The organism is Candidatus Deferrimicrobiaceae bacterium (assembly GCA_036504035.1).
Taxonomy (GTDB): Bacteria; Desulfobacterota; Deferrimicrobia; order Deferrimicrobiales; family Deferrimicrobiaceae; genus JANXPS01.
This window is the reverse complement of record DASXVV010000008.1, coordinates 1-13,436: the sequence shown is the minus strand read 5'-3', so window position 1 is coordinate 13,436 and position 13,436 is coordinate 1. Positions and strand designations below refer to the sequence as shown.

Sequence of the window (13,436 nt, the reverse complement as noted above, 5' to 3'; positions counted from 1 at the left end):
TTCCTTCGTTGCCCCTTGTCGCATTATTTGTTTGAGAGTGTTTCGAGGATGCGAAGCGCGGCGCGGATCCCGTCGACGGCCGACGAAACGATGCCCCCCGCGTGTCCGGCGCCTTCCCCTACAGGATACAACCCTTTGATCGTGATCGACTCGTAATTTTCCCGCGCAAACCGGACCGGGGCGGACGTGCGCGACTCGACGGCGTAGAGCGTGGCCCCTTCCGTGGCGAAGCCGCGCACCGACTGGCCGAATTTCCGGAGGCCGGCGCGCAGGTCGTCCTCGATCGGCGCCGGGAGGATGCCGCGCAGATCGGAGGGCACGACGGATGCCGCCTGCGCGCCCGTGCGCGTCAGGGGGATGTCGCGCCCATGGATGAACGCCATCAGGTTGGCTGCCGGGATGCCGTAGCCCCCGCCGCCCGCCCGGAAAGCCGCCTGTTCGATCCGTTCCTGGAATGCGAGGCCCGCAAGCGCCCCCCCGTCGACGCCGAAATCCTCGGGGCCGACCGAGGCCACGATGCCGCTGTTGGCGAACCCGGAATCGCGTCGGTTCGCGCTCATCCCGTTGATCGGCAGCCCCCCCGCTTCCGAGGACGCCGCGATCACCCGGCCGCCCGGACACATGCAGAACGAGTAGACGCTGCGGCCCGATGGGGCGGTGGCGGCCAGCCGGTAGTCCGCCGGCGGGAGCGCCGGGTGCCCCGCGGAATCGCCGTACTGGATCCGGTCGATCAGCGGCTGCTTGTGCTCGACCCGGAATCCCACCGCGAAGGGCTTGGCGGCCATCGCGATGCCATGCCCGTGCAGCATCCGGAGGGTGTCGCGCGCCGAATGGCCTACCGCCAGCACGAGCGCCTCGCACGGGATCTCCTCCCCCGAGGCGAGACGGACCGCGCGCACCCGCCCGCCGTCCGCCAGCAGGTCGTCGACCCGCGCCCCGAAACGGATCTCGGCGCCCAGCTCCGAAAGCTCGGCGCGCATCTTTCCGCAGAAGCGGAGCAGCCGGTCGGTGCCCACGTGCGGCTTCGCGTCGATCGACAACCCGGGCAACCCGGCCATGTCCTCGAACGTGTCGAGGACGTGCCCGACCAGCGGATCACCGATGCGCGTGGTCAGCTTCCCGTCCGAGAAGGTCCCCGCTCCCCCCTCGCCGAACTGGACGTTGCTCTCGGGATCGAGCGCCCCGGAGGACCAGAAGGCGCTGACGTCGCGCGAGCGCTGCCCGACGGCGCGCCCCCGCTCGAGCAGCAGCGGACGCGCCCCGAACCGGGCGAGCGTCAGCGCCGCAAAAAGGCCGGCGGGGCCGGCGCCGACGACCACGGGCCGGACGGCCGGCGGCGGTACGGACCGGGCGGGGAACGGGTCGGGCTCAGGCTCGAACCGGCGGGCGGCGGGAACCGCGGCGCACACCCGCGCCTCGAGCGCCTCGGAGGCCAGCTCGCACTCGACCGCGTAGACGCGGCGCACGCCCCCTTTCCCGCGCGCGTCGAATCCGCGGCGGACGATGGAAAATCGCGTCAACTCGTGCATGGGAACGCTTATAATCGTGAGGAAGCGCGACGCCAGCGCCTTTTCCGAAAAATCCAGCGGTACCCGGATGTCAGACATGCGAATGGCCAAATCAGTAGTCCTCCTGTGGATCCTGCTGCTCGTCATCCTGCCGGCAACGGGCTGCCGCCAGATGGTGAAGCAAGTGTTCGAGACGCCCAAGGTCGAGCTGGTCGACGTCACGCTCGACTCCGACCCCACGAAGAATCCCCTGTCGGCTTGGCGCTTCATGGTCACGCTGAAGGTCGACAACCCCAATCCCTACGCGCTCAACGCCGCGCGCATCGCTTATTCCGGCATGATCGGCAACGAGGTGGTGGCCGAGGGGGAGAATGCCGAGGACATCCATATCGCCTCGTCCGGCGTCACGACCGTCCGGGTGCCCATCTCGCTGAAGCCCGGAGCGTTCGAGGCGGCTGCGCGGCAGGTACTCACGAAGAAATCGCTCTCGTGGGGATTCGACGGCTCGGTCGGGCTGCGTACGCCGATCGGGAGCGTGATCCGCATCCCCTTCTCGAAAACCGGCAGCTACGACCTGTTCTACATCCTGAAGCGGATGGGGATCGGCCTAAATTGACCTTCATGTTATTATAAGAGTATAATTTCGTCTTTTCGACTCAATATCCATTCAGCGGGGGAATCTCGTCATGGCTCTCAAAATGGCAATCAACGGCTTCGGCCGCATCGGGCGCAACCTGTTCCGCGCGGCGTGCATCGATCCTTCGATCGACATCGTCGCCATCAACGACCTGACCGATGCCAAAACGCTGGCGCACCTCCTGAAATACGATTCCGTCCACGGCCGCTTCCAGGGCACGGTGACGCCCGCCGACGGCGCGATCGTCGTCAACGGCAAGACCATCAAGGTGTTCGCCCTCCGCGACCCGGCCGAGCTCCCCTGGAGCGCGCTGGGCGTCGACGTCGTCATCGAGTCCACCGGCCATTTCGTCGACCGGGCCGGCGCGGGCAAGCACATCGCGGCGGGCGCCAAGCGGGTCATCATCTCGGCCCCGGCCAAAGATCCCGACGCCACCTTCGTCATGGGCGTCAACGAGAAGTCGTTCGACCCGTCGAAGCACTTCATCCTGTCCAACGCTTCCTGCACCACCAACTGCCTCGCGCCGGTGGCCAAGGTGCTGCTCGATTCGTTCGGCATCGAGAGCGGGCTGATGACCACGGTCCACTCCTACACCAACGACCAGGTGATCCTCGACTTCCCGCACAAGGACCTGCGCCGGGCGCGTGCGGCCGCCATGTCGATGATCCCGACCACGACGGGCGCCGCCAAGGCGGTCGCCCTGGTCCTCCCCGAACTCAAGGGCAAGCTCGACGGCGGCGCCATCCGCGTCCCGACCCCCAACGTCTCGGTGGTCGACCTGACCGTCATCCTGTCGAAGGACGCCACTGCCGATGCGGTCAACGCAGCCATGAAGGCAGCGGCCGAGGGGCCGCTCAAGGGAATCCTCGACTACGTCGACGAGCCGCTCGTCTCCACCGACTTCAACCACACGTCGGTTTCCTCCTCGTTCGACGCGCTGTCCACCAAGGTGATCGGCGGGAAGCTGCTGAAGATCCTCTCCTGGTACGACAACGAGTGGGGCTACTCCTGCCGCCTGCTCGACCTCGCGAGATACACCGCGTCGAAGAGCTAGGAAAGGGACCGTCTTGCGCACGCCCGTCATCGCCGGCAACTGGAAGATGTACAAGACTGCGGCCGAGGCCGTGGCCTTCGTCCGCGCCTTCCTGCCGATGATCGTCGATGCCGCCGGCGTCGAGGTCGTCCTCGCGCCGACGTTCACCTCGCTGTCCACCGTCGCCGCGCTGACGTCCGGCACGCGCATCGCCGTCGCGGCCCAGAATCTCCACTTCGAGGCCGAGGGTGCGTTCACCGGCGAGGTGTCCGCGAAGATGCTCCGCGAGGCTGGCGCCACTCACGCCATCATCGGCCACTCCGAGCGGCGCCAGTACTTCGCCGAGACCGACGCCTCGGTCAACCGCAAGGTCAAGACGGCGCTCGCCGCCCCGCTCACCCCCATCCTGTGCCTCGGCGAGACGCTGGCCGAGCGCGAGGGTGGCCAGACGTTTGAAGTCGTCGAGCGGCAGCTTTACGGCGGGCTCGACGGCATTCCCGCCTCCGAAGCTTCCCGCATCATCGTCGCCTACGAACCGGTGTGGGCCATCGGCACCGGCCGGACCGCGACCCCCGAGCAGGCCCAGGAAGTGCATGCCCGGCTCCGCACCCTGCTTTCCGGGTTGTGGGGCGCCGAAGCCGCGGCATCCGTCCGCATCATTTACGGCGGCTCGGTCAATCCCGGCAACATCCGGGCGCTCATGTCGCAGCCCGACATCGACGGCGGCCTGGTCGGAGGCGCCAGCCTCAAACCCGATTCGTTCGCAGACATCGTGAAGTTCATATAACGGAGGATCCGCCAAGCCCATGCCTTCTTTCATCTATCCGATCGTCGTCACGTTCCACGTCATCGTATCGATCGCCCTCATCCTGATCATCCTTCTCCAGACCGGGAAGGGCGCCGACATCGGCGCAGTCTTCGGCGGCGGCAGCTCCAACACGCTCTTCGGCTCGAGCGGCCCCACAAGCTTCCTCAGTCGGCTGACCGCGGGCGCGGCCGTCATCTTCATGTTCACGTCGCTCTTCCTCGCCTACTCCACGGGCAACCGCCCCTCGAGCAGCCTCATGAAGGGCGCCGTCCCGATGCGCCAGCAGATGCCCCAGGGCATGCCGGGCGGGATGCCTCCGGGGGCGGCGGGCGGCCAGCCCGGCGGCCCGGTTCCCAACCCGTTCCAGAAGGGCGGCGCGGCGCCCTCCGCGCCTGCACAGCCCGCGGGAACGCCCGCTCCGGCGGCCCCCGCGAAATAGAGCGTCGCACCTTTTTCGTGCCCCTTTCGGGCGGCTCGCGCATTCGCCGCGGGCCGCCCTTTTTTCGCCCCGGGAAACCATGCCTGAACAACCGCCCATGACCCCTCGCAGATATTCGCTCCGCCCGGTTCCGGATCCCGGGGCGGGCATCGACTACGCGAAGGCGCTCAACGAGCGCCAGCTCGAGGCCGTGATGCACGGCGACGGGCCGCTGCTGATCGTCGCCGGGGCGGGCACGGGCAAGACGCGAACGCTCATCTACCGGGTGGCCCGCCTCGTCGAGCAGGGCGTCGCACCCTCTTCGATCCTGCTCCTCACCTTCACGCGCCGCTCCGCCTCCGAGATGCTGCAGCGCGCCGCCGTGCTGCTCGATCGCCGCTGCGAGAAGGTGTCCGGGGGCACCTTCCACTCCTTCGCCAACCTCATGCTCCGGCGGCACGCTGCCGCGATCGGGTTCGGCGATAATTTCACGATCCTCGACCGGGCCGATTCCAGCGAGCTTGTCGGGCTGATGCGTCACGAGATCGACGTCTCCCACAAGACGCTGCGCTTCCCGAAGAAGGAGACGCTGGCCGACCTGTTCAGCCGAGCCGCCAACCGTGAGGAATCGGTCGGGGAGGTCGTGACTCGGGATGCCCCCCACTTTCTCTATTGCGTTGACGACATCGTCCGGATCGCCGAGCTGTACCGCGTTGCCAAGCGCGAGCGGAACCTGATGGACTACGATGACCTTCTTCTGCACCTGGCGACGCTCTTGCGGGAAAATCCCGGAATCCGGCGGACGATCTCCGGGACGTATCGCCATATCCTGGTCGACGAATACCAGGACACCAACCGGATCCAGGCCGAGATCCTCCGGCTTCTGGCCGACGCGCACGACAACATCACCGTGGTCGGCGACGACGCCCAGAGCATCTATTCCTTCCGGGGCGCCCGCTTCCGCAACATCATGGACTTCACCTCCGACTTCCCCGGCGCCCGCACGATCTGGCTCGAGGAGAACTATCGCAGCCGGCAGCCGATCCTCGACGTCACGAACGAAGTCATCGCGCACGCGTCCGAGAAATTCCCTAAGCGCCTGTTCTCCAACCGCGTCGACGGCGACCGGCCCGCCCTCATCTCCGCCCCCAACGAGCGGACGCAGTCGCTCTTCGTCGCCGACCGGATCGTCGAGCTGATCGAGGACCAGGGCCTCGCGCTCTCCGAGATCGCCGTGCTGTTCCGCGCCGCCTACCTGTCCTTCGACCTCGAGGTCGAGCTCGCGAAGCGGCACATCCCCTACCGGAAGTTCGGCGGATTCAAATTCCTCGAGACCGCACACGTCAAGGATGTCGTGGCCCACCTGCGCGCCATCGACAACCCGCGCGACTCGCTGAGCGTGTCGCGCATCCTGTCGCTGTTGCCGGGGATCGGGAAGAAGAAGAGCGCCGATCTGGCGCGGGCGGCATACGAGCAGGCGTCGCTCGCGCCGGTGATCGAGGGGTTGTCCCGGATGAGCAAGTCCGAGGAGGCGGCGAAGCTGGCGGCGCTGCTATCGGGACTCTCGGGGGAGCACGGGATCGCGGTGACCGAGGTGGTAGCGCGCGTGCTGGCGCATTACCGGCCGATCCTCGAGGCGCGCTTCGACGATTTTCCGCGCCGGCTCAAGGACCTGGAGCACATGGAATCGCTGTGCGCCCGGCACGGGTCGCTGCCCGAGTTCCTCGCCGAGATCACCCTCGAGCCGCCAACGGCCTCGGTAGGCGACATGGCGGCACCCGATACCGAGGAGGAATACCTGACGCTTTCGACGATCCACTCGGCCAAGGGGCTCGAATGGAAGGCGGTCTTCATCATCTGGGTGCTCGATGGGAAGCTGCCGTCGATGCGGGCTGCGGAGAATGAGGACGAGATGGAGGAGGAACGGCGGCTGTTCTATGTCGCCGCGACGCGAGCCAAGGACATCCTGGCGATGACCTACCCCGTGAACATCTTCGAGCGCGCGACGGGCACGGTACTCTCGCTGCCCTCCCGCTTCGCCGACGAGGTCCCCGCGCAGCTGCTTCCGCGCTACGCGCTGTTCGACTAGCCCCGGCGGGGCGGCTCCTTCTTCTCGGGGAACGGACGGCAGCACCAGGCGCAGTAGGGCGCGTCGGAAGGGACGTAACGCTGGCAGTTCGGGCATTGCCGCTCGGCCGGCTCGGGCTTGCTGCCCTCTTCTTCGGCTTCGTCCAGCGAATCCTCGTCGTACATCCAGTCGTCGCGTCCCACGGTTCCCACCCCATGCCTGCCGGCTAATGGTTCTTTTTCTATCGTAGCACGGCGGGAATCGAAAACCGGATCGCTCAGCGGAAAAGCGTTTCGACCCGCTTCCGCTCGACATAGATCCGGCCCGGCGTCCCGAACGCCGCCTGGACGCGGTCGCCCTCGTCGATGTTGAACATCCGGAGGCCGCCATCGGCCGAGCCGACGAAGAGTTTCCGGCCGTCGGCGCCGAACCCCAGCGACCGGATCGGATTGCCGATCTGCGCCGACCAGACGGAATCGCCTCCCGAGGCGGGAAACACCCGGGCCGTGTAGCCTGCGCCTCCCGCGGCCAACAGCCGTCCGGAGGGGTCGAAGCGGACCGCTCGCACCTCGCCCTCGGTCTTTGCGTTCCAGAGTTCGGTCCCGTCGGCTTCGCGCAGCATCAGGAGCTCTTTCCCGCCGCCCCCCACGACGACGAGGCCTCCCGAAGGACTCGCCGCGACCGCGTAGGCAGGCCACTCGATCTTCTTTCGCCAGGCGAAACGCTCGGTTCCCATGTCCCACAGCAGGACGTGCTCCCCCTCGCCCCCGACGACGATCCCCCGGCCCCCCTTCGTGAAATCGACCGCGCGGACGGGCATGCCCGCTTCGGCCTTGATTCGCTCCTCCCCCGTTTCGGCGTTCCGGATGCGCAGGAAGCCGGCGTCGTCTCCCGTGGCGATGTAGCGGCCATCCGGGCTGTACGCCACCGCCATGATCATCCCTTTCTGCTGCACCTTCCAGATCTCGCGGCCGTCCGTCGCGCTTCGGACGCGCAGCGCCGAGTCGGCGCCGCCGGTTGCGAACGTCATGCCGTCGGGGCTATAGGCGAGCGCCAGCGCCATCTCCACCTTCACGAGTTGGAACAGCGGGTTCCCGCTTTCGGCATCGCGGCAATCGATCAGGCCGTCGGCACCCGCCGAAAGCACCTGCGACCCGTCGGCCCGGACCGCGACCGCCGTCACCCAGGAGGCATGCGCCGCCTGCCAGGCCAGGCGAGGCCCCGGCGGGGCGACATAGACCTCCTGGGCATCGGTATCCCACCGTCTCTCGATCGACAGGAGCTGAACCTCGCCCTGCTCGTTGACCCGGAACGTGGCGGGAAGCGTCGCGGGAAATTGCGCCTCGAACGCCGCCCGCTCCCGTTCGGGAATCCGCAGGTTGACCGACAGGCCGGACGGCCAGCCGAAGCCGAGCAGCAGCGGAAACAGCTTCCGGTCGCCGTCGTACGGCCCCAGCTTCACCGCCAGCGGCTCTTCGATCTCGGCGGCCAGGGCGCGATCCCATTCTTTCGCGAGCCACTCCTTGCGATCCGTGCGCAGCCTGGACTTCACGTCGGACATCGCCATCCGCACCTTCATCTGCCGTTCCTTGAACGCCTCCGGCGTCTCGTTCGCCCCCTTTTCCGGAGCGCGCGACAACTCGGGGTTGCTCCGGTCGAATTCGGTCCCCCAGTTCCACTCGACCCAGGCGTCGACCGTTACGAGCGATTCCCGGAGGAAGCGGATTCTTTGCCTCGCATCCTCGATCTCGGCGGGTGGCGGCAAGGGAGCATCCTTGGCGGCGAAGGACGGGAGTGAAAGTGCGAGGAAGAGGATTATCGCGGTCAGGCCCTTGCGGTCGGCAATCGGCATCATGGTTCCCGGCTCCGGTTATCAGGTGTAATTCAACCCCGTAAGGTAGCACACGAAAAGGGTATTCGGGAACGAATCCGTAGCGGGCCTAGCGGCACCTAATGGGCGGATATGCAGATAACCGGGAGGGAAGGATAATGAAGGTCCGAATGGCGATCCTGATGGCTTTAGTGGCGATGCTCGCCGTCAACCATTACGCCTGGAGCGCGGATACGCTTCAGGATGTACGAAGCCGGGGCGTCCTGATCGTCGGAGTCCGCGACGACGCGCCTCCGTTCGGCTTCATCAACCGGGACACGGGCGAAACGGTCGGCGTGGATATCGACTTGGCGACGGCGATCGCGAAGCGGCTCGACGTCAAGTTGCGCCTGAAGACCGTCACCTCCACCAGTTGGATTCCTGAGTTGCTCGACGGAAACGTCGACCTCGTCGCCGCCACGGTCACCGCGACACCGGACCGTGGAAAGCTCGCCGACTTCAGCCAGCCCTATTTCCGCATGTCGCAACGGGTCCTCGCGAAGACCGGGACGGTTTCGACGATCAAGGCGCTGGAAGGCAAGAAGGTCGGCGTCGGCCCGGGATCGGCAGCCGAGCGCGAGATCAAGGCGCAGGTTCCGGGCGCGGTCTGCTATTTCTTTACCGATTCCAGAAAGGCGACGGAAGCGCTTCAGAAGGGAGAGGTCGATGCACTGTCCGCTTCCGGATCCAACCTGTACGGGTGCCTGTCCGGCCTGCCGAAAGGGGAGTACGAGATCCCCGAAGCGGTCAAGCTTTCCGAGGAAGGCTACCGGATGGCGGTCCGGCGTGGGGATGCCCGCCTCCTCGAGTTCGTGAACGCGACGCTGACCGAACTGAACGGCAACGACGGGCTCCGCAAGATCCTCGACAGATGGTTCCAGGGCAAGGGGAACGAGCAGGGTACGATCGCCGCATCCCGTTCGGTCCAGTCTGCCGGCGTGGTGACGCGGGTGGCCCAGACCAACAAGCGGTTCCTGGTCCTTCCGATCAGCGGGCGTTTCCGCCCGGCGGCCGAGGTCTCGATCTTCGACCCCAGCGGCAACCTCGTGGGGCACGGGAAAGTTAGCGGAATCTATGAGGAAGAGACCTATATCGACGCCGGCGACGTCGGCAACGGCGTGATACAGCCCGGATTCGTCGTAGCCATGAACATCTCGGACGACGAGGTGAATAAGGTCATCGCGAGCCACAAGGGCGTGATCGACCAGATTCGCATCGACGCCAAGGCGGAGGAAGAACGGATCACCCGGGAAGCCGGAAACGAGTTCGAGCGCGCCAAGAAGGAGCGCGAGCAATACCAGACCGACATCACCAAAACGAAGATGATGCTCGACTACCAGTATTCGGATCAGTACTACGGATATTACGGGTATCCGTTCCGGTAGAAAAGCGCCGGTCGTCTCTCGAACGCCATCGCTCGCCGTGGCCGGATACCGGTTGCGGCGAGCATTTCATGTCGGGTTCCCTCCTGTCGAGTTTCCCCCTTGCTCCCCGGGGGAAGACCTGCAATGCTACATCATTCGGGATATTTCAATCGTATACGTTTCGGCGGAAGGAGGCGGAGCATGGTCATGTACGCCTGGAAAGAAAGCTTTCGCATGGGGATCGACCACATCGACAACCAGCATCGACAATTCTTCTACCTCCTCAACGAGCTCGACCAGGCGATCGAGCAACGCCGTGAAGAAGACTTCCTGGACCCGCTGCTGCGCGAGCTCGACCGCTATATCCGGATCCACTTCGCCGACGAGGAAAAGTTGATGGAGGGCATCGGCTTTCCCGAGATCGCCCGACAGCGCAGCGAACACGCGTATTTCGCCTCGCAGCTCGGTCTCCTGCAGTCCCGCCATAAGAGCGGGGACGCCCGCATCGGCGCCAGCGCCCTCGAATTCATGCGGGACTGGTTCATGAACCACATCATCACCGAAGACAAGCAATACGCCGAGTTCCTGTTCGCGGGGCGGACGCTCCTCGCCTGACCGCAGCACCGGCTCCAACGGAAACGGCCCGCCGAGATCGATCTCGGCGGGCCGTTTCCGTTGCGAAGGGATGCCTATTTGTACTCGGGCATCTCGTCGAACTGCAGGTACTTGTAGATCTTGTCGCTGTTGGGCGCGATCTTTTCCTTGTAGACGGCCAGGTACTCGGCCGGCTTGGGCAGCTTGCCCATTAGCGCGGTCACCGCGCCGAGCTCGGCGGACCCCAGATAGACTCGGGCGCCGTCGCCGATGCGATCGTCGAAGTTGCGGGTCGAGGTCGAGAACATGTTGACCCCGGCCGGAACGCGCGCCTGGTTGCCCATGCAGAGCGAGCAGCCGGCGATCTCGATGCGGGCGCCGAAGGCGCTGTAGACCGAGAAGACGGCCTCTTCCTTGAGCTGCTTCTGGTCCATCCGGGTCGGCGGGCAGATCCAGGTGCGGACATCGGCGTTGAACTTCTGTCCCTTCCAGATCTCGGCCGCGGCGCGGAAGTGGCCGATGTTGGTCATGCAGGAGCCGAGGAACACGTCCTGGATCTTCTCGCCGGCGACCTGCGACAGCAGCTTGACGTCGTCGGGGTCGTTGGGGCACGCCAGGATCGGCTCCTTGATGTCCTTCAGGTCGATCTCGAGCACGGCCGCATACTCGACGTTCTTCGTGTCGGCCTTGAGCAGCTCGGGCTTCTTGAGCCACTTCTCGACGGCCTTGATCCGGTTCGCGAGCGTCTGCGGGTCGGAGTAGCCGTCCTTGATCATCTTCTTCATCAGGGCGACGTTGGAGCGCAGGTAAGTCGAGACCGACTTCTCGGAGAGCTGGATGCAGCCGGCAGCCGCGGAGCGCTCGGCCGCCGCGTCGGTGAGCTCGAACGCCTGCTCGACGGTGAGGTCGGGGAGCCCTTCCATCTCGAGGATGCGGCCGTTGAAGATGTTGACCTTGTTCTTCTTGGGGACCGTCAGCAGCTTCTTCTTGATGGCGAAGTAGGGGATGGCGTTGACGACGTCACGCAGCGTCATGCCGGGGTTGAGCTTGCCCTTGAAGCGGACGAGCACGGACTCGGGCATGTCGAGCGGCATGAAGCCCATGGCGCCCGCGAAGGCGACGAGGCCGGACCCGGCCGGGAAGGAGATGCCCATCGGGAAGCGGGTGTGCGAGTCGCCGCCGGTACCGACCGTGTCGGGGAGCAGCAGGCGGTTGAGCCACGAGTGGATGACGCCGTCGCCGGGCTTGAGCGCAACGCCGCCACGCTCGGAGACGAAGCCGGGCAGGTTCTTGTGCATCTTGACGTCGGCCGCCTTGGGATAGGCCGCCGTGTGGCAGAACGACTGCATGAACATGGGCGCCTGGAACTTGAGGCACGCCAGCTCCTTCAGCTCGTCGGCGGTCATCGGGCCGGTCGTGTCCTGGGAGCCGACCGTGGTCATCCTGGGGTCGCAGGCGGTGCCGGGCAGGACGCCCGCGCCTTTCTTCAGGCCGCACGCCGCGCCGACCATCTTCTGGGCAAGCGAGTAGCCCTGGCCGGCCTTGGCCTTCGGGTTGACGGGCAGCGTGAAGACGGTGGTGGGCTTGAGGCCCAGCGCCTTCCTCGCCTTGTCGGTGACGGCGCGGCCGATGATGAGCGGGATGCGGCCGCCGGCGCGGAATTCGTCGGCCAGCGTGTTGGGGGCGATCTTGAACTTCGAGAGTTCCTTCCCCTTCTCGTCGGTGATGACACCCTTCTTCGTGTCGATCACGATGACGTCGCCGGTCTTCATGTTGCCGACGTCGGCCTTCAGGGGAAGCGCGCCCGAGTCCTGAGCCGTATTGAAGAAGATCGGGGCGATGACGCCGCCGATGATGACGCCGCGCGTCTTCTTGTTGGGAACGCACGGGATCTCTTCGCCGATGTGCCACAGCACGCTGTTGCACGCCGACTTGCGGGAGGAGCCGGTGCCGACGACGTCGCCGACGAAGGCGACCCGGTAGCCGTCCTTGCGGAACTTGGCGATCGTCTCGAGGCCGCCCTTGAAGCGCGTCTTGCCCATGGCCAGCGCGTGGAGCGGGATGTCGGGACGGCTGAACGCGTCGCCCGCCGGGGAGAAGTCGTCGGTATTGATCTCGCCGTCGACCTTGAAGACCTTGACCTTGATCGTCTCGGGGACGCCGGGGCGGTTCGTGAACCACTCGGCTTCGGCCCACGACTTGAGCACGACCGCGGCGGCGGCGTTCTTGGCCTTGGCCAACGCTAAAACCTCGTCGAACGCGTCGTAGACGAGCGTGATGCCGGACAGCGCCTTCGCTGCGTCATCGGCCAGTTTCTTGTCCTTGAGGGCAGCGACGAGCGGCGCCACGTTGTATCCGCCGATCATGGTGCCGAGCATCGCGATCGCGGCCTTCGCGTCGACCAGCGGAGACTTGACCTTGCCGGAAACGATGCCCGCGAGGAACTCGGCCTTGACCTTGGCGGCAGGATCGACGCCGGGGGAGACGCGGTCCTTGAGGAGCGAGAGCAGGAACTTCTCTTTCCCCTTGGGCGGCTTCTGGAGCAGCTTGCACAGGTCGGCGGTCTGGTCGGGCGTCAGCGGCAGGGCGGGAATGCCCAGCTTGGCACGTTCTTTCTCATGCTGCAGGTACGCTTCGATCATCGGAGTTCCTCCTGAGTAAGTGGGTGGCAATGCGTATGCGGTTCCAACGATGAGGACGATCGGGCTGCGGTCACGTAAATCCTCCATATCATACGTGCAATCGCCGGCGTTGGCAAAGAATGATGGGCCGCCTTCCGGGCGCCGCCGAGACCGTTCTCGACTTGCGCCGAAAATAGGACTGAATATTTCAGGCCGAAATGCCGATAGGTAGCAAACGCATTTCGGCACATGTATACTGTGTGCGAACAATGATTCCTGTTACCTGTAAGGCCCAAGCACTTTTTCGCACGTGACCGTCAATTCAAGAGAAAGGAGGCACTATGCAATGAAGAGGTCCACAGCAGTACTTTTGTCGGCCCTCCTCGTCCTGTGCGGTCTTTCGTCGACCGCCGGCGCCATGACGCTCTCGGGGCGCAGTTCGTCCCAGGCGTCCTGGTTCAAGGATGAGGCCGGCGCCGGCCATTTCGACCTCGCCGAATACCTGCGCGTCAGCA

General features: G+C 65.6%; 11 protein-coding genes. 7 read left to right on the top strand and 4 right to left on the bottom strand.

Annotated features, from left to right (window positions below):
• Positions 1-23: 23 nt before the first annotated feature.
• Entirely contained in the window at positions 24-1,619 is a 1,596-nt protein-coding gene (locus VGK27_04750; GenBank protein HEY3489416.1) for an FAD-dependent oxidoreductase, read from the bottom strand.
• On the opposite strand from VGK27_04750, the gene VGK27_04745 reads away from it, so the two are divergent.
• The 5 genes from VGK27_04745 to VGK27_04725 all read left to right on the top strand — a co-directional run bounded on the left by VGK27_04745 (position 1,612) and on the right by VGK27_04725 (position 6,493).
• Entirely contained in the window at positions 1,612-2,124 is a 513-nt protein-coding gene (locus VGK27_04745) for an LEA type 2 family protein (GenBank protein HEY3489415.1), read from the top strand. The two genes, VGK27_04750 and VGK27_04745, sit on opposite strands and share 8 nt — an antisense overlap.
• Before the next feature lie 70 nt (positions 2,125-2,194).
• Positions 2,195-3,199, top strand: a complete 1,005-nt coding sequence (gap, locus tag VGK27_04740) for a type I glyceraldehyde-3-phosphate dehydrogenase (protein ID HEY3489414.1) — start codon at positions 2,195-2,197, stop codon at positions 3,197-3,199.
• A gap of 13 nt (positions 3,200-3,212) precedes the next feature.
• Positions 3,213-3,965 carry a triose-phosphate isomerase gene (gene tpiA, locus VGK27_04735; GenBank protein HEY3489413.1) on the top strand — a complete coding sequence of 251 codons (753 nt, stop codon included), beginning with the start codon at positions 3,213-3,215 and terminating at the stop codon, positions 3,963-3,965.
• A 19-nt stretch (positions 3,966-3,984) separates the two neighbouring features.
• A complete protein-coding gene (gene secG / locus VGK27_04730) occupies positions 3,985-4,425 on the top strand; it encodes a preprotein translocase subunit SecG (GenBank protein ID HEY3489412.1) in 441 nt (146 codons plus the stop codon).
• 97 nt (positions 4,426-4,522) lie between these two features.
• Positions 4,523-6,493, top strand: coding sequence for an ATP-dependent helicase (locus tag VGK27_04725; GenBank protein HEY3489411.1), 1,971 nt, complete (start codon positions 4,523-4,525; stop codon positions 6,491-6,493).
• Here the strand turns inward: VGK27_04725 and VGK27_04720 are convergent.
• The gene (locus VGK27_04720) at positions 6,490-6,675 is read right to left on the bottom strand and encodes a hypothetical protein (protein ID HEY3489410.1); all 186 of its coding nucleotides are present in this window, start codon (positions 6,673-6,675) and stop codon (positions 6,490-6,492) included. The genes VGK27_04725 and VGK27_04720 overlap by 4 nt on opposite strands.
• Positions 6,676-6,749: 74 nt before the next feature.
• Positions 6,750-8,327 (bottom strand): PQQ-binding-like beta-propeller repeat protein, encoded by a 1,578-nt coding sequence (locus VGK27_04715; protein HEY3489409.1) that lies wholly within the window; start codon positions 8,325-8,327, stop codon positions 6,750-6,752.
• Between the two features lie 134 nt (positions 8,328-8,461).
• On the opposite strand from VGK27_04715, the gene VGK27_04710 reads away from it, so the two are divergent.
• A complete protein-coding gene (locus VGK27_04710) occupies positions 8,462-9,727 on the top strand; it encodes a transporter substrate-binding domain-containing protein (protein HEY3489408.1) in 1,266 nt (421 codons plus the stop codon).
• A gap of 180 nt (positions 9,728-9,907) precedes the next feature.
• Positions 9,908-10,321, top strand: a complete 414-nt coding sequence (locus tag VGK27_04705) for a bacteriohemerythrin (protein HEY3489407.1) — start codon at positions 9,908-9,910, stop codon at positions 10,319-10,321.
• 74 nt (positions 10,322-10,395) lie between these two features.
• Here VGK27_04705 and VGK27_04700 read toward each other — a convergent pair whose 3' ends face one another.
• The gene (locus VGK27_04700; GenBank protein ID HEY3489406.1) at positions 10,396-12,942 is read right to left on the bottom strand and encodes a bifunctional aconitate hydratase 2/2-methylisocitrate dehydratase; all 2,547 of its coding nucleotides are present in this window, start codon (positions 12,940-12,942) and stop codon (positions 10,396-10,398) included.
• Positions 12,943-13,436: the final 494 nt, after the last annotated feature.

What these genes read in the sequence shown, in the direction of transcription:
- VGK27_04745 (HEY3489415.1), top strand. Translation starts at nt 1,612, where the DNA reads ATGGCCAAATCAGTAGTCCTCCTGTGGATCCTGCTGCTCGTCATCCTG.
- gap (HEY3489414.1), top strand. Translation starts at nt 2,195, where the DNA reads ATGGCTCTCAAAATGGCAATCAACGGCTTCGGCCGCATCGGGCGCAAC.
- secG (HEY3489412.1), top strand. Translation starts at nt 3,985, where the DNA reads ATGCCTTCTTTCATCTATCCGATCGTCGTCACGTTCCACGTCATCGTA.
- VGK27_04725 (HEY3489411.1), top strand. Translation starts at nt 4,523, where the DNA reads ATGACCCCTCGCAGATATTCGCTCCGCCCGGTTCCGGATCCCGGGGCG.
- VGK27_04715 (HEY3489409.1), bottom strand. Translation starts at nt 8,327, where the DNA reads ATGATGCCGATTGCCGACCGCAAGGGCCTGACCGCGATAATCCTCTTC.
- VGK27_04710 (HEY3489408.1), top strand. Translation starts at nt 8,462, where the DNA reads ATGAAGGTCCGAATGGCGATCCTGATGGCTTTAGTGGCGATGCTCGCC.
- VGK27_04705 (HEY3489407.1), top strand. Translation starts at nt 9,908, where the DNA reads ATGGTCATGTACGCCTGGAAAGAAAGCTTTCGCATGGGGATCGACCAC.
- VGK27_04700 (HEY3489406.1), bottom strand. Translation starts at nt 12,942, where the DNA reads ATGATCGAAGCGTACCTGCAGCATGAGAAAGAACGTGCCAAGCTGGGC.